Source organism: Pilimelia anulata (assembly GCF_014647895.1).
GTDB classification, from domain to species: domain Bacteria; phylum Actinomycetota; class Actinomycetes; order Mycobacteriales; family Micromonosporaceae; genus Pilimelia; species Pilimelia anulata.
The window spans coordinates 165,594-184,150 of record NZ_BMQB01000006.1 but is presented as its reverse complement, the minus strand read 5'-3'; the positions used below and the strand labels follow the sequence as shown (position 1 = coordinate 184,150).

General features: G+C 74.2%; 17 protein-coding genes. 8 read left to right on the top strand and 9 right to left on the bottom strand.

The annotated features are described in order from the left end of the window. Position 1: 1 nt before the first annotated feature. Positions 2 to 1,126: a class I SAM-dependent methyltransferase gene (locus IEY94_RS14970; RefSeq protein ID WP_189170789.1), complete on the top strand. Its 1,125-nt coding sequence runs from the start codon at positions 2 to 4 to the stop codon at positions 1,124 to 1,126. 26 nt (positions 1,127 to 1,152) lie between these two features. Here the strand turns inward: IEY94_RS14970 and IEY94_RS14965 are convergent, their stop codons facing one another. Then, on the bottom strand, positions 1,153 to 2,325 hold the full coding sequence (locus IEY94_RS14965; RefSeq protein WP_268244844.1) for a DUF8832 domain-containing protein: 1,173 nt from the start codon (positions 2,323 to 2,325) through the stop codon (positions 1,153 to 1,155). A 143-nt stretch (positions 2,326 to 2,468) separates the two neighbouring features. On the opposite strand from IEY94_RS14965, the gene IEY94_RS14960 reads away from it, so the two are divergent. Then, positions 2,469 to 3,452 (top strand): C40 family peptidase, encoded by a 984-nt coding sequence (locus IEY94_RS14960; RefSeq protein WP_189170788.1) that lies wholly within the window; start codon positions 2,469 to 2,471, stop codon positions 3,450 to 3,452. 13 nt (positions 3,453 to 3,465) lie between these two features. Here the strand turns inward: IEY94_RS14960 and IEY94_RS14955 are convergent, their stop codons facing one another. From IEY94_RS14955 to IEY94_RS14925, 7 genes are all read right to left on the bottom strand, one after another. After that, positions 3,466 to 4,254 carry an inositol monophosphatase family protein gene (locus IEY94_RS14955; protein WP_189170787.1) on the bottom strand — a complete coding sequence of 263 codons (789 nt, stop codon included), beginning with the start codon at positions 4,252 to 4,254 and terminating at the stop codon, positions 3,466 to 3,468. A gap of 5 nt (positions 4,255 to 4,259) precedes the next feature. Continuing rightward, positions 4,260 to 4,703: a response regulator gene (locus IEY94_RS14950; protein WP_189170786.1), complete on the bottom strand. Its 444-nt coding sequence runs from the start codon at positions 4,701 to 4,703 to the stop codon at positions 4,260 to 4,262. Beyond that, a complete protein-coding gene (locus IEY94_RS14945; RefSeq protein WP_189170785.1) occupies positions 4,700 to 6,292 on the bottom strand; it encodes a sensor histidine kinase in 1,593 nt (530 codons plus the stop codon). Before IEY94_RS14945 ends, IEY94_RS14950 begins: the two co-directional genes overlap by 4 nt. Further along, positions 6,289 to 7,530: a PP2C family protein-serine/threonine phosphatase gene (locus IEY94_RS14940; protein WP_229783922.1), complete on the bottom strand. Its 1,242-nt coding sequence runs from the start codon at positions 7,528 to 7,530 to the stop codon at positions 6,289 to 6,291. Before IEY94_RS14940 ends, IEY94_RS14945 begins: the two co-directional genes overlap by 4 nt. Before the next feature lie 217 nt (positions 7,531 to 7,747). Continuing rightward, positions 7,748 to 8,002 (bottom strand): Smr/MutS family protein, encoded by a 255-nt coding sequence (locus tag IEY94_RS14935; protein WP_189170784.1) that lies wholly within the window; start codon positions 8,000 to 8,002, stop codon positions 7,748 to 7,750. Positions 8,003 to 8,053: 51 nt separating this feature from the next. Then, positions 8,054 to 8,725 carry a response regulator transcription factor gene (locus tag IEY94_RS14930; RefSeq protein ID WP_189170783.1) on the bottom strand — a complete coding sequence of 224 codons (672 nt, stop codon included), beginning with the start codon at positions 8,723 to 8,725 and terminating at the stop codon, positions 8,054 to 8,056. Then, complete coding sequence (locus tag IEY94_RS14925; RefSeq protein ID WP_189170782.1) at positions 8,722 to 9,378, bottom strand: sensor histidine kinase; 657 nt, start codon at positions 9,376 to 9,378, stop codon at positions 8,722 to 8,724. The genes IEY94_RS14930 and IEY94_RS14925 overlap by 4 nt, the downstream gene beginning before the upstream one ends. A 1,000-nt stretch (positions 9,379 to 10,378) precedes the next feature. On the opposite strand from IEY94_RS14925, the gene IEY94_RS14920 reads away from it, so the two are divergent. After that, complete coding sequence (locus IEY94_RS14920; RefSeq protein ID WP_189170781.1) at positions 10,379 to 12,121, top strand: CocE/NonD family hydrolase; 1,743 nt, start codon at positions 10,379 to 10,381, stop codon at positions 12,119 to 12,121. Positions 12,122 to 12,276: 155 nt separating this feature from the next. Next, positions 12,277 to 12,816, top strand: coding sequence for a GNAT family N-acetyltransferase (locus IEY94_RS14915; protein WP_189170780.1), 540 nt, complete (start codon positions 12,277 to 12,279; stop codon positions 12,814 to 12,816). 15 nt (positions 12,817 to 12,831) lie between these two features. Here the strand turns inward: IEY94_RS14915 and IEY94_RS14910 are convergent, their stop codons facing one another. Next, the gene (locus IEY94_RS14910; RefSeq protein WP_189170779.1) at positions 12,832 to 13,443 is read right to left on the bottom strand and encodes a hypothetical protein; all 612 of its coding nucleotides are present in this window, start codon (positions 13,441 to 13,443) and stop codon (positions 12,832 to 12,834) included. A 357-nt stretch (positions 13,444 to 13,800) separates the two neighbouring features. Between IEY94_RS14910 and IEY94_RS14905 the strand changes: the two genes are divergently transcribed. Genes IEY94_RS14905 through IEY94_RS14890 form a run of 4 tightly spaced genes read left to right on the top strand, consistent with a single transcriptional unit; the run spans position 13,801 to position 18,551 of the window. Beyond that, positions 13,801 to 14,766, top strand: a complete 966-nt coding sequence (locus IEY94_RS14905) for an ABC transporter permease (RefSeq protein WP_229783921.1) — start codon at positions 13,801 to 13,803, stop codon at positions 14,764 to 14,766. 22 nt (positions 14,767 to 14,788) lie between these two features. After that, entirely contained in the window at positions 14,789 to 16,528 is a 1,740-nt protein-coding gene (locus IEY94_RS14900) for an ABC transporter substrate-binding protein (protein ID WP_189170778.1), read from the top strand. 3 nt (positions 16,529 to 16,531) lie between these two features. Beyond that, positions 16,532 to 17,515, top strand: a complete 984-nt coding sequence (locus IEY94_RS14895; RefSeq protein WP_189170777.1) for an ABC transporter permease — start codon at positions 16,532 to 16,534, stop codon at positions 17,513 to 17,515. A gap of 4 nt (positions 17,516 to 17,519) precedes the next feature. Continuing rightward, positions 17,520 to 18,551, top strand: a complete 1,032-nt coding sequence (locus tag IEY94_RS14890; protein WP_189170776.1) for an ABC transporter ATP-binding protein — start codon at positions 17,520 to 17,522, stop codon at positions 18,549 to 18,551. Positions 18,552 to 18,557 lie beyond the last annotated feature (6 nt).

The following is an 18,557-nucleotide window of genomic DNA, read 5'->3' as shown; positions in this document are numbered from 1 at the left end:
GGTGCCCGGGCTCGACGCGGCGCTGGCCGAGGTCCGCGCCGCGCTGCTCGACCCCGGCCTGGTCCGGGCGGTGGCCGCCGGCCGCCGCCGGGGCGCGCCGGTGCCGGACCCGGTCCGGGCCGAGCTGCGCCCGGTCGCCCTGCGCGCCGGCGCGCGGCTCCAGGTCGTCGCCTCCGACGGCGTCCGGCCGCACACCAGCAACGTCCCGCCGGGGGCGCCGGCCGCGGCCGCGGTCGACGCGCTGCTGGCCCAGCCGTACGGCAACTGGCACGTCGAGACCCGGGCGGCAGTGCTCCAGGTCCGGATCTCGAAGAAGGGCGACGCGTACGTGCACCGCGGCGGCCCGCCCGCCGACCCCGCCCCGCCGGCCGCGCACGACCGGGCCAAGCGGCACCTGCTCGACCCGGGCGACCCGCTGTTCGCGGCGATCGGCGGCGGCGCCGCGAAGCGGCGCCAGGTGGACGCCTTCCTGCGCGCCCTCGACGCCACCCTGCCGGCCGACGGGCTGCCCGAACCGCTGCGGGTGGTGGACCTGGGCTGCGGCAACGCGTACCTGACGTTCGCCGCGTACCGGTACCTCGCCGGGCGCGGGCTGCCGGTCGAGGTCACCGGCGTGGACGTGCGCGCCGACCAGCGCGCCCGCAACACCGCCCTGGCCGCCGAGCTGGGCTGCGCGGACGCGGTCCGGTTCGTCGCCGGGACGATCGCCGACGCGCCCGTCGCCCCGCCGCCGCACGTGGTGCTGGCGCTGCACGCCTGCGACACCGCGACCGACGGGGCGCTGGCCCGGGCGGTCGCCTGGCGGGCGCCGTGGGTGCTCGCCGCGCCCTGCTGCCACCACGACCTCGCCGCGCAGCTCCGCCGGGCGCCGGCCACCGCGCTGACCCGGGACGGCATCCTGCGCGAGCGGCTGGCCGACACGCTGACCGACGCGCTGCGCGCGGCGCTGCTGCGCGAGCACGGCTACGCCGTGGACGTCGTCGAGTTCGTCGACTCCGCGCACACCCCGCGCAACACGCTGCTGCGCTGCCACCGCACCGCGGTGCCGCAGCGCGCGGAGGCGGCGGCGCTGGCGGCGGCGTACGGGGTCACGCCCGCGCTGGCGGGGATGCTCGCGGCCGGCTGACCCCGCCCGGGGCGCGCGGCGGGGCGTCAGGGGATGGTCAGCGTGAACGGCGCGGTCAGCACCCGGCCCGAGGTCGAGAAGTCGAGGAACATCCGGTACGTGCCGGGGCTCGGCGGCGACAGCCAGAACTGCACCGCGTCGGCCGCCATCGTCACCTCGGCGTGCACGTGCACGTACCCGAGGTCCGCCGCCCGCAGCACCACCAGGTGCCCGTACGCGCCCAGGTACCGGTCCAGCGGCGCCGGGTCGCCGCCGCGGGTGACCCGGAACCGGATCGGCTGGATCGCGCCCGAGGTGGCCGTGCCGTCCACCTCGACCCGGTACCCGCCGACCGTCGCCACCCGCGCCGGCGGGGGCAGCGGCGCCGGCCGGTACTCCCCCGGCACCGTGAGGTCGATGCCGAGCGTGACCGGGGTCTGCGCGCCGGTCGCGTCGGCGGCGGTGAAGTCGGCGTACGCGTGCCACACGCCCGCGCCGGGCAGCCGCAGCGGGATCCGCCAGGTGCCGTCGGGCGCCATCGAGGGGTGCAGGTGCTGGTACCCGCCGAGGTCCCGGCGGACGACGATGAAGTGCAGCTTGCGCTCGTGCGCGTCGATGAACCGGGTGACGGTGGCCCCGGCGCTGTCCACCACCCGGAACGTGAACGGCCGGGTCGCGCCGGCGGCCAGGACGGTGCTGGCGGCCACGATCCGGTACCCGGCGGCGACGGCGGCCAGCCCGTTGGCGGTGCCGCCGACGACCGACTCGCCGTTGGCGCCGGCGGTGCCGCCGTGCCCGTGCTGGGGCGTGCCGGGGGCGTGCGTGTGGGTGGCGCCGGGCGCGGGGGTGCCGGCGGTCGGGGCGGTCGCGGCCCGGCCGAGGCCGAAGCCGCCGAGCAGCGCCGCGATCAGGCCGCCGACGATCACGGCCATCCGGATGGCCGACCGGTCGGCCGCGGAGGCCGTCCGGCGCGGGCGGCCGGGCCGGGCGGCGGCGATCCCGGCCACCCCACCGGCCGCGGCGGTCGCGGTGCCCGGCGTCGGGGCGGTCGCCGCCACCCCGTCCGGGGCTACGGCGTTCGGGTTCACCGCGTCCGGCGTCGGCGGCGCGGCGGCCGGCGTGTCGCCTGTGGAGGACGGCGGGTCGGCGGGCGCCGCGCCGGGCGCGGCGGGCTGCGGGGTGGGCGCGGTGGGGTCGTCCGGCCGGCTAGAGGTCGCCACGACCCGAGCCTAGCGGCCCGACCCGGGACCGCTGCCGGCCGTACGTCTCGATCTTGTGTCCTAATTATGCGGTTTCGTCACAAAGAGGTGTTACGCGACTTTTGCGCTGAAGGAGTCGTTAGCAGAATGTGTTCTCGCCTGCCGTGACCGGCCGTCGTGCCGGTCGCCTCACCCTCGCCGCCGCCCTCGGGGCGGCCCTCCTCCCGCTCCCCTTCGCCACCCCGCCCGCCAGCGCCGCCGCCGCCGCGCCGCTGGACCTGCAACTGCGCCGCGCCCGCCACCAGCTCGACGCCGTCGTCGAGGAGTACAACCGGATCCGCGAGGAGCTGGACGCCACCCGGGCCCAGCTCGCCGACCTGACCCCCCGGCTCGCCCCCATGCGCGAGGCCGTCGAGCAGCAGCGCGGCAAGGTCGGCGCGCTGGCCGCGGGCGCGTACCGGATCGCCGCCGGGTACCGGGTCGGCATCCTGCTCGGCGCCGACGACCCCGCCCAGTTCACCGACCGGCTGATCGTGGTGACCCGGCTCGCCGACAACCAACAGAAGGCCGTCGCCCACCTGGACCAGGCCAACCACCACTACCGCAAGGCCCAGCAGGCGCTCGCCGCGCTGGCCGCCGAGCAGCGCAAGAAGCACGCCCAGCTCCGGGCCAAGCGGGTGCACGTACAGGGGGAGATCCGCCGGCTGCGCGACCTGATCGACGACGCCGAGGCCCGCGACGCGCTGCGCGCCGAGCGGCGCCGCCGCGCCGACCTCGACGTCGGGCCGCCGCCGGTCGTCGAGGGCCCGGCCGCCCGGGCGGTCCGGTTCGCGTACGGGGAGCTGGACAAGCCGTACGCCCTCGGCGGCGACGGCCCCCGCGGGTACGACGCGTCCGGCTTCACCCTGGCCGCCTGGCGGGCCGCCGGCCGGACGCTGCCGCACAGCACCGCCGGCCAGCGCAGCCTGGTCCCGGTGGTGCAGCGGGCCGACCTGCGCCCCGGCGACCTGGTGTTCTACCACCGCGACCTGTCGCACGTCGCGGTCTACGTCGGCAGCGGCCGGATCATCCACTCCCCCGGCTACGGCGAGACGGTCCGGGTCGACGCCATCGGCTACGCCGAGATCCACTCCTACGGCCGCCCCTAGCCCGCCGCGCGGGTCAGCTCGGCGGGCGCAGCGCCGCGGCCAGCCGGTCCCAGCCGGCCCGGCTGGCCGCGGCGAGCAGGCCCCGGTACCGGGTCGTCGGCGTGTACGGCTCGCCGTTGAGGTGCGCCACCGCCCCGCCCGCCTCGGCCAGCAGCAGCGCGCCCGGCAGGTGGTCCCACGGCTTGGTCCGCCAGAACAGCGCGAAGTCCTGCACGCCGGTGACGATGTCCGGGTACTCCCGCCCGGCGCAGCGCAGCCCCGGCAGCAGCTCGGCCGACCCGGCCCGGCGGGCCCGGGCGATCACCCGCTCGGGGACCGAGCGGGCCGACACCGCCCCGCGGTCGGGCGCCGCCGGCCGGGCGGCGACCGCGACGGCCCGCCCGTTGCGGTACGCGCCGCCGCCGTGCACCGCGTGCCACAGCTCGTCGGCCCGCGGGTCGTACAGCCAGGACGCCTCGGTCACCCCGCCCCGGCGCAGCGCGACCAGCATGAGGAACGGCCCGCTGCCGGCGACGTAGTTGGCCGTACCGTCGACCGGGTCCACCACCCAGGCCGGCCCCGGCGCGGCCAGCGCGCGCAGCAGCGCCGGCCGGGCGGCGACGGCCTCCTCGCCGACCACCGTCGCCCCGGGCAGCAGGGCGGCCAGGCCCACGGTCAGCGCCGCCTCGGCCCGGTCGTCGACCGTGGTGACCAGGTCGCCGCCGGCCTTGGACCGGACGTCGGCCGGCTCCAGGCGGCCGTAGCCGGGCAGCACGATCCGGGCCGCGGTCTCCCGCAGCAGCTCGCCGACCCGCTCGTACATCGCGGTCAATTCCGCGGCGGCAACTTCACCACGCTGACGAAGAAGTCGTCGATCTGGCGCACCACCTCGATGAACCGGTCGAAGTCCACCGGCTTGGTGACGTACGCGTTGGCGTGCAGCGCGTAGCTGCGGACGATGTCCTCGTCGGCCTGCGAGGTGGTCAGCACGACGACCGGGATCTGCCGCAGGTCCTCGTCGGCCTTGATCTCCTGGAGCACCTCGCGGCCGTCCCGCTTCGGCAGGTTGAGGTCGAGCAGGATCAGGTCCGGCCGGACCGCGTCCGGATACGGCTCCTCGCGGCGCAGGTAGGCCAGCGCCGCCGCGCCGTCGGGGACCACGCTGAGCCGGTTGCCGAGCTTGTTGTGCTCGAACGCCTCGACGGTCATCAGCACGTCGCCGGGGTCGTCCTCGACGAGCAGGACCTCGATGGGCGCGGCGGTCGGGGTCATCCCGTGACCTCCTCGGGCGCTGCCGTCGCCCCGGTCGGGGCCGCTGTGGCCGGCAGGGTGAATCTTATGACCGTGCCGGGGTCGGCGTCCGGCGCCTCGCGCGGCTCCACCCAGACCCGCCCGCCGTGGTACTCGATGATCTTCTTGACGATCGCCAGGCCGATGCCGGTGCCCGGGTAGGCGTCCCGGCCGTGCAGCCGCTGGAAGATCACGAACACCTTGTCGACGAACTCGGGGCCGATGCCGATGCCGTTGTCGGCGACCGTCAGCTCCCACTCGTCGCCGACCCGGCGGGCGCTGACCTCGACCTCCGGCGGGGCGTCCGGGCGGCGGAACTTCAGCGCGTTGCCGACCAGGTTGGCGAACACCGCGGACAGCAGCGACTCCTCGCCGACCACGGTCGGCAGCCCGGACCAGCGGACCGTCCCGCCGGCCGCCAGGATCGCGCCGTCGAGCTGCTCCCGGACGTCGCCGAGGACCGTGTCCAGGTCCAGCGGGGCGAACTCGGTGCGCCGGCGGCCGATCCGGGAGAAGGCCAGCAGGTCGTTGATCAGCCGCTGCATCCGCTGGGCGCCGTCGATGGCGAAGTTCAGGTACTGGTCGGCCTTGTCGTCGAGCTGCCCGAGGTACCGGCGCTGCAGGAGCTGGCAGAAGCTCGCCACCTTGCGCAGCGGCTCCTGCAGGTCGTGCGAGGCGACGTACGCGAACTGCTCCAGGTCCCGGTTCGACCGGGTCAGCTCCGCCGCCTGCGCCTCCAGCGCCGCGTTCGCGGCCTCGACCTCGCGCCGGGCGGCCCGGACCGCGTCCAGGTCGGCGCCGATCCGCTGCCGCATCGTCTCCACGTCGGCGGCCAGCCGGTTCAGCTCGGCCGGGCCGGCGGGGGCGATCCGGTGGCCGAAGTCGCCCGCGGCGACCAGCCGGACCTCGCCGGCCAGCCGGGTCACCGGCCGGATCACCCAGCGCTGGATGATCACCACCAGCAGGATCGCGGCGAGCAGGACGAACACCGCCGCGGCAGCCAGCAGCAGGTAGAGCTGGTTGGCCAGCGCCCGGACGGCGTCCACGGCGTCGTCGGTGCGCTGGATCAGCCGCAGCAGCAGCGCGTCCAGCTCGTTGCGCAGCTCGGTGAACTGCTCGCCGGTGACCCGCCGGATCGCCGCCTGGCCCGCCGTGGGGCCGCCGGCCGCGGTCGCCGCGATGATCGGCTCGGCCACCTGCGACCGCCACCGGTCGCTCGCCGCCAGTACCGCGTCGAGCTGCGCGGTCAGCGCCGGCTCGCCGGCGAACAGCCGGTGCAGGTCCGCGGCGAGCCGCTGCTGCTCGGCGGCGCTGCGCCGGTACGCGCCCAGCTCGTTGGCGTCGCTGGTGGCGGCGTACCCGCGCATCGAGCTGCGCTGCTCGATCGCGCCGGAGCGCAGCGCCTCGACCGCCGTCCGGGCGGGCTTGATCTCGTTGGCCAGCCGGTCGGTGTGCCCGCGGCTGCGGCTGGCCAGGATCGTGGCGCCGCCGGCGACCGCGAGCAGCAGCAGCCCGACGGCCGCGCAGAGCGCGGTCACCCGGGTGCGCAGGCCCACCCGCTCGGGCCTCACGCCGGCCCCCCGCCGGCCGCGAGCGGGCTCCCGCCGCCCGCGGGCAGGTCCCCGCCGGAGGCGAGCAGGATGGCCACGTCGTCGGCGAGCGGCCCGCCGTTGGCCGCCTCCGCGCGGCCGACCAGCCAGCCCGGCAGGGCCGGCCCGCGGACCGCGGTCCGCTCGGCCTCGGCGAGCAGCCCGCACAGGCCGGGCAGGTCCAGCCGCTCCTCCCCGACGCCGGACCGGCCCTCGATCAGCCCGTCGGTGTACAGCAGCAGCGACCACCGCGCGGGCAGGTCGACGGTGTACGGGTCGGGCCGCCGCGGCACTACCCCGAGCAGCCGCCCCGACGGCGCCGGCAGCGGCGTCGCCCCGGCCGGGTCGAGCAGCAGCGGCGGCGGGTGCCCGGCCAGCCGTACGGTCGCCCGCCCCGCCGCCAGGTCGAGCACGACGGTGGCCGCGGTGGCGAAGATCTCCGGCGCCCGGCGCTCGCTCATCAGCACCTGCTCGACCGCCGGCAGCACCGCCTCCTCGGGCACCCCGGCGAGCGTCAGCGCGCGCCAGGCGACGCGCAGCTCGACGCCGAGCGCGGCCTCCTCGACGCTGTGCCCGCACACGTCCCCGACCATCAGGTGCACCCGGTCGGGCGCGGTCTGCACGACGTCGAAGAAGTCGCCGCCGATCAGCCCGCGCTGCCGGCCGGACCGGTAGAACGACCGGACGTCCAGCCGCGCCGACTCCATCAGCGGCTGCGGCAGCAGTCCCCGCTCCAGCCGGGCCGACTCGGCCTGGCGCAGGTCGGCCTCGTGCAGCCGGCGGGCGTTCTCGTCGGCCCGCTTGCGCTCGACCGCGTACCGCACCGCCCGGCTGAGCAGGACCCCGTCGACCTGCCCCTTGACCAGGTAGTCCTGGGCGCCCTCGGCCAGCGCGGCCTCGCCGAGGTGCTCGTCGTGCAGGCCGGTGAGCACGCAGACGGCCGCGTGGTGGGCCAGGTCGAGCACGGCGCGCAGGCCGGCCAGCCCGTGCGCGTCGGGCAGCCCGAGGTCAAGCAGGACGCAGTCCACGGCGTCCAGCCGGGACCGCGCCTCGGCGATGCTCGCGGCGACGCCCAGCGCGATCGGCGCGTCGACCTCGTCGAGCAGCTCGCGGACGAGGAAGGCGTCGCTCGCGTCGTCCTCGATCAGCAGCACGCTGAGCCGGCGCGGCGCCGCCGCGCGGGTCGCCGGCGGCGCGGCGGTCGCGGGGTCGCTCGTCACGGCGTCGCCTCCTCCTGCGGTCCGGCCGCGGGGTGCGGCCAGCCGACCGTACCGGCCGGGCCCCGGCGCGCTGCGCGGGCCGGGGTGGGTGCGACGCGCGGCACGCGAGCCGGTGTCGCCCGGCGTCGGTCGCGGAGTGTCATGCTGCCAAACGTACGGCCGGGCGCGCACGACCGCCGAGCCGTTTGTCCCATTGCGCCGCTACCCGGGCGAAACGTCAGCGCCAGCGGAAGTGGACGAAAACCCGCCCGAAGTTCTTCGAATCCTTCTCGACCCGGTGGTACAGGGCCTTGATCTCCTTCTGCTCCAGGAACCGCAGCACGCGCTTCTTGAGCTGGCCGGAGCCCTTGCCGGGGATGATCTCGACAAGCGGCGCCTTCTTCGCCACGGCCTCGTCGATGATGCCGCGCAGCGCGCGGTCGATCTCCTGGCCGCGGTTGAAGACGTCGTGCAGGTCCAGTACGAGCTTCACCGGGCCGACGCTAGCGCACCGCCCGGCCGGCCGGGGGCGGCGGCGGGCGGGTCAGGGGACACGCGGGCGGATCCAGCGCAGGGCCGCGGCCTTGTTCACCGCGTCGAGCCGGGAGACCGCGCCGAGCTTGGCGTAGATGTTGGTCAGGTGACGCTTGACCGTGCCCTCGGTGATGAACAGCCGGGCGCCGATCTGGGCGTTGCTGAGCGCCTGCCCGGCCAGCTCCAGCACCTGCCGCTCGCGCGGGCTGAGCACGGTCGGCGGCGGGCCGGTGTCGCCGGGGCGGCGCATCGGCGGCGGCACCAGCTCGTCCCGGTACGCGACGGCGCGCAGCGCGTGCACGAGCTGCTGCCGGGTGATCGTCTTGGCCAGCAGCCCGTGCGCGCCGGCCTCGATCACCTGGTTGGCCAGCAGCGGGTCGTCGTGCATGGTCAGGATCAGCACCCGGGCCGCCGGGCACACCTCCTGCAGCCGGCCGATGGTCTCCTGTACCGGCGCGTACGGCATCTCGACGTCCAGCAGCACCGCGTCCGGCCGGGCGGCGGCGGCGAGCCGGACCGCGGTCTCGCTGTCGGCGGCCTGCGCCACGACCCGGATGTCCGCCTCGATCATCAGCAGCTCGGCCAGGCCCTCGCGGAACAGCGTGTGGTCGTCGACGAGCATGAGGCGCAGCCAGTCCGTCACCGGGTGGCCCTCGGTCGCACCGGCGAGCGCCGTGCTCATTCCTCCTCCTCGCCGAGCGGTATCTCGACCGCCACCTCCGTGCCCCCGCTCTCCCGGCGCCGGAACACCACCGTGCCGCCGCAGGCGGCGGCACGCTCGCGCATCGACAGCAGGCCGATGCCGGTGGAGGGCGGGTCGTCCACGGTAAAGCCGACGCCGTCGTCGCGCACGCTGGCCGTCACCCGATTGCCCACCACTCCGATGGCGATGTCCACGACGGTGGGTCGCCCGTGCCGGTGAGCGTTGCGCAGCGCCTCGCGCAGGATCAGGTACAGCTCGCCCCGGATCGCCCGGGGCAGCGGCGGTTCGACGTCGGGTACGTGCAGCCGGGTGGGCGCGGTGAAGCCGGCGGCCTCGAGGTACAGCCGCAGCTCGTCGCCGAGCGCGCCGCTGCCGGGCTCGCGGCGCAGCGCGGCGGTCACGCCGCGGAGCTGGTCGAGCGCCGCGCGCAGGTGGGCGGCGGCGGCCTCCAACTTGGCCTCGGCGCGCGCCGGCGAGGTGTGCCGGAGGGCCCCGAACAGTTCCAGGTCGTGCAGGACCACCGCGAGCGTCGGCGCGATGACGTCGTGCAGCTCGCGGGCGATCCGGCGACGTTCGTCCACCTGGCAGCGGTGGAGGCGGTCCAGGAGGACGGCGACCGTGGTTTCACTCATTGACTTCCGTTTCGCGGGTCTGTGCGCGCTCGCGGATTCCGCCGAGCGCCGCACGTCGGCGCCCCGACATGCACGGGAGCACGCCGGGCGACCACTGCGACCGTCATGGTCGGGGAGAGGGTGCCATCCAGTGGCCGAGCGATCCGCCAGGTCCCGCTCGCCCCGCCGGCTTCAGCCCCAGCCGGGTCTGCGCTGGGCCTCCTTCCGGGTCGTCCGATGCATGACCGGCCGGAAATAACGATCTTCCGTCATCGCTGCGTATCCCACCGCATACTGTCTGCTTTGGACACGCGGCGCTACCTCCATCGAAAGATGTGTTTACGGTGTGAGCTAGATTACAAGCTGTTGTCCGGTTGGCTAGGTAACTGTCAGAAATCCGACGGTTGACTAGTGCACACCAGCACAACGTGTCACTGCGTAACCCATTCGAGGGTCCATACCACCCCCTACGGAGCGTTACCGTCGGCGGTCACCCGGGACCGCCCGTCCGAGGGGGCCGCGCCACCCGCACGGGCACCCCACCGGCTGCTATGCCGCGAACACGAGGCGTAGCCCCGCGACTCCGGGCGGGGAGCGCGGCGGGGCCGGCCACGTACGGCAACCGTCCGAAAAGGACTGACTTTACCGCGGCCCGCGCGATCGCGGGTCCGTACGCCACTCGGCGGGCCGGAATCCGGCCATTGGGGGCTGTGATAGTCGTCACTATCCGGCCACGCGAGCCCAGCTCGGAGCACCCGGGGCCCGGATTGCCGGACCCGGTTCGCCCATTCCGAAACGCAAATCCGCACAACCGGGACAAAGCCCGGAGTCGGTGGCGATCGCCTATGGACCTGGCCGCCGGTTCATGACAACCTTCCCCCACATGTAACGACGACTGTGAATGTCTGCCATCCGGCGGCCGCGGCCACCCCACGCGCCCGCCACCGCATCAGCAGCACGCACACCCAACCCCCGCCGCCCCGACCACCCCTGCGGGGCGCCACGAAGGGAGCACCTTCCCATGGCCGGACTCGGGCGCTCGCCCCTCGCGCTGACCGCAGTCGGCGCGCTGGCGGCGGCACTGGTCCCCGCGGCCGCCCTCGCCGCCGCACCCGCACACCGCACCGCCGCCGCGCCGTACATCGCCGAGCGCGTGTACGTCGAGACGCAGGTCGACAGCGACGGCAACGGTCGCAAGGACCGCGTCGCCATCGACATCAACCGCCCCTCCAGCGGCAAGGTGCCGGCGATCCTGGAGCACACCCCGTACAAGGACGGCCTCAACCAGGCCCCCAACCACAACGTCGACGTGAACAAGCTGCCGCAGGAGAGCACGTCGTTCACCGACGGGGCCATCCCGCGCGAGCCCAAGCCGATCCGCAAGAGCAACCTGCGCGGCTACATGTTCGACGAGCTGCTCGCCGACGGGTACGCCACCATCGCCGGGCAGAGCATCGGCACCTCCGGCAGCGACGGCTGCCCGACCTCCGGCGACATGCAGGAGGCGCTCGGCGGCGTCGCCATCGTCGACTGGCTCAACGGCCGGGCGAAGGGCTACAACTCCAGCGGCCAGGAGGTCCGGGCGGACTGGGCCACCGGCAAGGTCGGCATGACCGGCGTCTCGTACAACGGGACGCTGCCGAACATGGTCGCCGCCACCGGCGTCGAGGGCCTCGCCGCGATCATCCCGGTCGCCGCGATCGCCGACTGGTACGACTACTACCGGGCCAACGGCCTGGTCGTCGCCCCCGGCGGCTACCAGGGCGAGGACGCGGACGTGCTGGCCAAGGCCGTGGTCAAGAAGGGCGGTAGCTGCGCCGGCCAGATCAACAAGCTGACCCAGCAGCAGGGCCGCGAGCACGGCGACTACACGCAGTTCTGGAAGGACCGCGCGTACGTCGACAAGGTCGACAAGGTCAAGGCCGCGGTGCTGGTCGTGCACGGGATGGGCGACTGGAACGTCAAGGGCGCCCACTACGCCAAGTGGTACCGGGCGCTGGCCAAGGCCAACAAGCCGCGCCGGATCCTGCTGCACCGCGGCGGCCACGGCACCGGCAGCAGCTTCCCCGGCTACAACCAGCTCCTGACCCGCTGGTGGGACAAGTACCTCAAGGGCGTCGACAACGGCGTGGACCGCGAGCCCAAGGCCGACGTGGACGTCGACGGCACCTGGAAGAAGTTCGCGGACTGGCCGGACCCGGCCGCCAAGGAGGTCACGTACCAGCTCGGCGCCAAGGACGCGACGAACCCCGGCACGCTGACCGCCGGCGCCCCGGCCGGCACGACCCCGCAGTCGTTCACCGACGAGGGCCGCAGCGCCAAGGTCGGGACGCTGATCGGCGGCGGCAACGCGGCCAAGGGCGGCCGGCTGATCTACCTGACCGAGCCGGTCAGCGGGAACAAGCGGATCACCGGCACGGTCCGGGTGAAGCTGAACGTCGCGGTGGAGAACAAGACCGCGGCCAACCTGACAGTGGCGCTGGCGTCGTACGACAGCAGCGGCAACGCCACCCACATCACCCGCGGCTGGGCCGACCCGCAGAACGCGACGAGCCTGGAGAAGGGCACGCCGCTGACGCCGGGCAAGGCGGTCACGGTGACGTTCGACCTGGAGCCGCAGGACCGGGCGATCGCCAGCGGGCGGCGGCTGGGCATCGTGGTCCTGTCCACGGACAGCGACTACACGCTGCGGCCGCCGGCGGGCACCAAGCTGCGGGTGGACCCCGCCGGCAGCGAGGTGACGTTCCGCCTGGCCGACAACTGAGTCGACGAGGTAGCGCGGGGCGGGTCCGGGTCCCCGGACCCGCCCCGCGGCCGCTCCGCTCCCGGGCCGCGGCGCCCGGACCGGTGCCGTGGTCCGGGCCGGGCCGGCGCGGATTTCCCGTCGCGGTCCGACGGCGGGGGTGGGAGGCTCGGCGGGTGGACGAGATCGCGACCCCGCGGCTGCGGCTGCGCCGGCTGACCGACGCCGACGCCGCCGACCTGGCCGCGCTCGACGCCGACGCCGCCGTCCGCCGGTACATCGCCGCCGACCCGCCGGACGCCGCCCGGGTCGCCGCCGCGGTGCTGCCGCGGATGCGCGGATACGACGGCACCGGGTTCGGCTACTGGGCGATCGAGGCCGGCGGCGCGTTCGCCGGCTGGGGCGAGCTGCGCCCCGACCCGGCCCGGCCCGGCGAGCTGGAACTGGGGTACCGGCTGACCCCGGCCGCCCGCGGCCGCGGCTACGCCACCGAGTGCGGCCGGGCGCTGCTGGCGCACGCCTTCGCCGACCCGGCGACGGCCGCGGTGTGGGCCGAGACGATGGCGGTCAACGACCGGTCCCGGGCGGTGCTGCGGCGGCTCGGCTTCCGCCACGTGGCCACCCACCACCGGACGTTCGCCGACCCGCTGCCGGGTACGGAGCAGGGCGAGGTCGAGTACCGCCTGACCCGCGCGGACTGGTCCGCCGCGACCTGACCCGCGGGGCCGGCGCTAGGTGAGTGCCGGGGCGAGGTGCCAGGGGTCGGTGAGGTCCAGGTACCGGTCGGTGCTGACCAGCTCGTCGTGCCGCGCCCGCTGGGCCCGCAGCCCCGGCGGCTCCGGCTTGCGCTCGCCGAGCCGGGCGTCCACCTCCGAGGTGAAGTAGTTCACCCGGTGCACGGTCCCGTCGTCGGTGACGGTGACGACGCCGCCGATCAGGTCCGGGCGCAGCGCGCCGAGCTGCTCGCTGGTGTGGTCCAGCAGCTCGCGCAGCCGCTCCGGCGCGGCCGTGCGCCCCTCGACGACCTGGACGAACCCGGCCCGCTCGCTGGCCCCGCCGAGCAGGGTGAGCGGCCGGTCGCAGTCGTGGAAGGCCGGCTCGGCGTGGAGGGTCTTGGCCGTACTCATCCACCACTGGTGCTGGTCGACCCGGTCGCTGCTCTGCCGGGCCGCGGCCGGCGACGAGAACCGGGCGAGGCAGACGAACGTACCGTCGTCGGTCAGGCCCGCGGTCGTGCCCAGCCAGCCGGTCGCGCCGGGGGCCAGGTCGGTCCGCCAGCGCGCGAGGGCCGACCGCAGCGCGTCGGCGTCCGCGACCCGTCCGATGATCAACTGAACGAACATGGCCGCCTCCCCGCAGGTCCACCGAACGCGACGCTACGCGCACCCCCCGTACCCCGCGCGGCTTTCCCGGAATCGACAAACATCATTGAACCGCGCGGCCGCACCGCGCGTGCCAGGGGTGCGCGAGCAACCGATCCGCCCCACCGGCGCCACCCGTAACAGCCGCGTTCGCGCAGGCCAGCCACTCGGTTGCCCGGTTCGGGCCGAAGGGTGCGGGCGCCGGCGACGCGGATCGGTAAAGATCGCTATCCAGCTATATCGAAGATCGTCTACAGGACGCTAGCGTGAGGTTCATCGCAGTACGCGAAGACATCTCGCGCTCACTGTCCGTGGCGCCGGGTTCGAGGGAGGTACGGGGTGGAGCCGGAAGCGCCACCACGCCCGCGGCCGCCCGATACGGGCTCGCCGACGCGGATCGCGCTGCGCCGCCTCCGCCGGGACCGGACCGCGATGGCCTGCCTGGCCGTCGTGCTGTTCTTCGTCCTGGTGGCGGTGTTCGCGCCGGTGCTCGCGGGCTGGTCGGGGCAGAACCCGTTCGACCCGCACTTCGACCTCATCGACGAGGCCACCAGCCTGCCGCTGGTCGGGATGACGCCGGAGCACTGGTTCGGGGTCGAGCCGCGGCTCGGCCGGGACCTGTTCGCCCGGTGGGCGTACGGGGCCCGCCCGTCGCTGCTCGTCGCCGCGATCGCCACCGCGGTCAGCGCGGTGGTCGGGGTGACCGTCGGCCTGGTCTCCGGCTTCGTCGGCGGCTGGGTGGACCGGGTGCTGTCCTGGGTGATGGACCTGCTGCTCAGCCTGCCGTACCTGCTGTTCGCCATCGCCACCCCGGCCACCCTGATGGCGGTGCTGGGCCTGACCCCGGACGACGCCGCCCCCGAGGTGGTCTCGGAGATCCGGTTCTACTCGCTGATCCTCGTCCTGTCGGTGTTCGGCTGGGCCAGCCTGGCCCGGCTGATCCGCGGCGAGGTGCTGTCGCTGCGCGAGCGCGAGTTCATCGCGGCGGCCCGGGTGCTCGGCGTGCCGACGTACCGGGTGCTGGCGCGCGAGCTGCTGCCGAACCTGGTCGCGCCGATCGTCATCTCCATCTCGATGGCCCTGCCCGGCTACATCGTCGCCGAGGCCGGCCTGACCTTCCTCGGCGTCGGGCTCACCGAACCCACCCCCTCGTGGGGCGTCACCATCTCGGCCGCCGTCAGCTCGTACGAGGCGGTACCGCACTACCTGTGGCTGCCGGTGCTGAGCGTCACCGCCCTCGTCCTCGCGCTGAGCCTGCTCGGCGACGCGGTGCGGGACGCGTTCGACCCGAAGACCCGCAGGTGAACCACCCGGAATGGGAGTTGTCGTGAAGCGTTGGAACGTCACCGTCGCGGCGGTCGCCGCGACCGCGCTGGGCGCGGCGGGCTGCGGCGTGCAGCGGCCGCCGAGCGGCGCGAACCCGGCCACCTCGGCGCCGCCGCAGATCGGCGTCCAGACCAACAGCGTCGACCCCGACGCCAAGGGCCCGGCGCGGGAGATCCCCGGCGCCCGCAAGGGCGGCATCCTGACCGTGTACGGGCAGACGCCGCCGGAGACGTTCGACCCGACGGCGATCTACGCGGTGGACAGCAACGAGATCGGCAAGCTGCTGTTCCGGACGCCGACGCAGTTCGACATCCGGGCCGGCAAGCCGGTGCTGGTGCCGGACCTGACCGACGTCGGCGAGGTCTCCGACGACAAGAAGACGTGGACGTTCACCTTCAGGGGCGGCAAGTACGAGGACGGCAGCCCGATCAGGGTCGAGGACCTGGCGTACGCGATCAAGCGGTCCTTCGCGCACGACATCTACCCCACCGGGCCGACGTACCAGATGTCGTTCTTCAAGGACGGCAAGTCCTACAAGGGCCCGTACAAGGAGCGCGGGGCCGAGTACAAGGGCGTCGAGGTGGACGGCGACAAGCTGGTCATCAAGCTGGGCAAGGCGTTCTCGGACCTGCCGTTCTACCTCTCCTTCCCGATGTTCACGCCGATCCCGGAGGCGAAGGACAGCAAGCAGGAGTACAAGAACAAGCCGCTGGCCACCGGCCCGTACAAGTTCGACAAGTACACGCCCGGCTCCGAGCTGACGCTGGCCCGCAACGACCAGTGGGACGCCAACTCCGACCCGGTCCGGCACCAGTACGTCGACGGCTGGCGGTTCCGCTGGGGCCAGGACGCGGTGAAGACGCAGAAGCAGCTCCTGGCCAGCAACGGCGACGACAGCAACGGCGTCAGCTACACCAAGGCCGACGCGCAGGTGCTGGCCGAGGTGACCGGGGCGCGGTCGGCGCAGTTGGTCAAGGGCGACAGCCCGTGCAACATCGGCGTCCAGATCGACAGCCGGAAGGTGCCGCTGGCGGTGCGCAGGGCCATCGCCCGGGCGTACCCGTACGACCAGGTGCGCAAGACGTCCGGGCTCACCGACCTGACGGCCGAGCGGTCCTCGACGGTGCTGCCGCCGAGCGTGCCGGGGTACGAGAAGTACACCCCCGTCGAGGACCTGGACGGCATCGGCCAGGGCGACCCCGACGGCGCCCGCAGGATGTTGGAGGAGGCGGACGCGGTCGGTTTCGAGCTGAGCTGGTACTACGACAACCAGCAGCCGCTGCCCCAGCAGGTCAGCCAGGTCCGGGCGGACGCGCTGAAGAAGGCCGGCTTCAAGGTCAAGCCGATCGGCGTGGCCACGGCCGAGCTGCGGGCGAAGAAGTCCGACTACACCGCGCCGGTGAACATGGGCCAGGGCCCGGCCGGCTGGTGCTCGGACTGGCCGACCGGCGGGAGCTGGTTCCCGGTGCTGTTCCGCTCGCAGAGCGTCGAGGAGGGCCAGAGCTGGGGAATGCTGGCCGAGAAGAAGCTCGACAAGCGGATCAACAAGCTGACCAAGCTCCCGGCCGACGAGTCCGAGAAGAAGTGGGCGGAGTTGGACGAGGAGATCATGGAGAAGTACATCTTCCTCCCCCACTACTACGACAAGACCGCCATCGTGCAGGGCACCAACGTCGGCGGCTGCGAGGCCGACCCGACGATGGGCATGCCGTTCCTGCCCAACATGTTCCTCAAGAAGTAGCCGGTGGCGGGGTACCTGCTGCGCCGGGTCGCCAGCGCCGCCGCGGTGGTGCTGGTGACCCTGCTGGTCAGCTTCGTGCTGTTCTTCATCGCGCCGAAGGACCCGGTCGGCGCGGTCTGCGGCGCGAAGTGCCCGCCCGAGCGGGCGGCGGAGATCGCCGCCAGCCTGCACCTGGACGACCCGGTGATGCAGCAGTTCGGCCAGTACGTCAAGGGCATCTTCGTCGGGCAGACGATCAGCAGCGGCGGCACGACCGTGGAGTGCGGGCCGCCGTGCCTGGGCTACTCGTACAAGCTGGGCCAGCCGGTGACGACGCTGCTCGCCGACGCGGCACCGGTCACCTTCTCGATCGTGCTCGGCGCGGCCGTGGTGTACCTGCTGGTGGGCGTCTGCAACGGGATCGTCGCCGCCCGCCGGCGGGGCACCACACTGGACCGGGTCACCGTCGCCGGCACGCTGGTGCTGTCGTCGATCCCGTACTTCGTGGTCGCGCTGATCCTCGCCCTGTACGTCGCCGGCCGGGTGCTGCCGCCGTCCGGCTGGACGTCGCCGCTGGACAGCCCGCTGGCCTGGTTCAACGGGCTGCTCGCCGCCTGGGTCACGCTGGGGCTGGTCAACGCGGCGGCGTACACCCGGTACTCGCGGGCGTCCATGATCGAGGCGCTGGGCGAGGACTTCGTCCGGACCGCCCGGTCCAAGGGGATCAGCGAGCGCCGGGTGGTGTACCGGCACGGGCTGCGCGCGGCGCTCGGCCCGGTCACCACGATCTTCGGCATCGACCTGGCGGCGCAGCTCACCGGCGCGTTCTTCACCGAGCGGATCTTCGGCCTGCCCGGCCTGGGCACGCTAACGCTGAACGCGTTCGCGCAGAACGACATGCCGGTGATCATGGGCAGTGTGCTGGTCGGGGCGATCCTGCTGGTCACGCTGAACCTACTGGTCGACCTGATGTACACCGTCCTCGATCCGCGCGTCCGGCTGGGGTGAGCAGATGGCCTTCGACGATCCGTACCTGACCGTGCGGGACCTGCGGGTCGGCTTCCCCGTCGCCGGCGGCGTGGTGCAGGCCGTCCGCGGGCTGAGCTACTCGGTGCCGCTGGGCCGGACGCTGGCGATCGTCGGCGAGTCCGGCTCCGGCAAGAGCGTGTCCAGCATGGCCGTGATGGGCCTGCACGACGCGCAGCGGACCCGGATCAGCGGCTCGATCCGGCTCGGCGGCGAGGAGATCGTCGGCGCGCCCGAGCGGGAGCTGCGCCGGGTCCGCGGGTCCAGCGCATCGATGATCTTCCAGGACCCGCTGTCGTCGCTGCACCCGTACTTCACCGTCGGCGACCAGATCGTCGAGGCGTACCGGGCGCACCACCGGGTCGGCAAGCGGGCCGCCCGGGCCCGGGCCGCGGACCTGCTCGACCGGGTCGGCATCCCGAACCCCGGCCGCCGGCTGGACGAGTACCCGCACCAGTTCTCCGGGGGCATGCGGCAGCGGGTGATGATCGCGATGGCGCTGGTCAACGACCCGAAGCTGCTCATCGCCGACGAGCCGACCACCGCGCTGGACGTGACCGTGCAGGCGCAGATCCTCGACCTGATCAGCGACCTCCAGCAGGAGTTCGGCTCGGCCGTCGTGTTCATCACCCACGACCTCGGGGTGGTCGCCGAGATCGCCGACGACGTCCTGGTCATGTACGCCGGCCGGGCCGTCGAGTACGGCAGCGTCGAGCAGATCCTCGCCCGCCCGCTGCACCCGTACGCGTGGGGGCTGTTGGAGTCGATCCCGGCGCTGTCCGGCGACCCGGTGCCGCTGCGGCCCATCCCCGGCCTGCCGCCCAGCCTGGCCGACCTGCCCGGCGGCTGCGCGTTCCACCCGCGCTGCGCGATGCGCGACCGGGTGCCCGCCGGCCGGTGCGCGGACGAGGTGCCCGCCCTGGCCCAGCGCAGCAGCGAGCCGGGGCGGCTGTCCCGCTGCCACCTCGCCCGCCCTGAACTGATCTTCGTGCAGGACATCCTGCCCCGGCTGCCGTGAGGAGCG

What these genes read in the sequence shown, in the direction of transcription:
- IEY94_RS14910 (WP_189170779.1), bottom strand. Translation starts at nt 13,443, where the DNA reads ATGTTCGTTCAGTTGATCATCGGACGGGTCGCGGACGCCGACGCGCTG.
- IEY94_RS14920 (WP_189170781.1), top strand. Translation starts at nt 10,379, where the DNA reads ATGGCCGGACTCGGGCGCTCGCCCCTCGCGCTGACCGCAGTCGGCGCG.
- IEY94_RS14930 (WP_189170783.1), bottom strand. Translation starts at nt 8,725, where the DNA reads ATGAGCACGGCGCTCGCCGGTGCGACCGAGGGCCACCCGGTGACGGAC.
- IEY94_RS14955 (WP_189170787.1), bottom strand. Translation starts at nt 4,254, where the DNA reads ATGTACGAGCGGGTCGGCGAGCTGCTGCGGGAGACCGCGGCCCGGATC.
- IEY94_RS14925 (WP_189170782.1), bottom strand. Translation starts at nt 9,378, where the DNA reads ATGAGTGAAACCACGGTCGCCGTCCTCCTGGACCGCCTCCACCGCTGC.
- IEY94_RS14890 (WP_189170776.1), top strand. Translation starts at nt 17,520, where the DNA reads ATGGCCTTCGACGATCCGTACCTGACCGTGCGGGACCTGCGGGTCGGC.
- IEY94_RS14950 (WP_189170786.1), bottom strand. Translation starts at nt 4,703, where the DNA reads ATGACCCCGACCGCCGCGCCCATCGAGGTCCTGCTCGTCGAGGACGAC.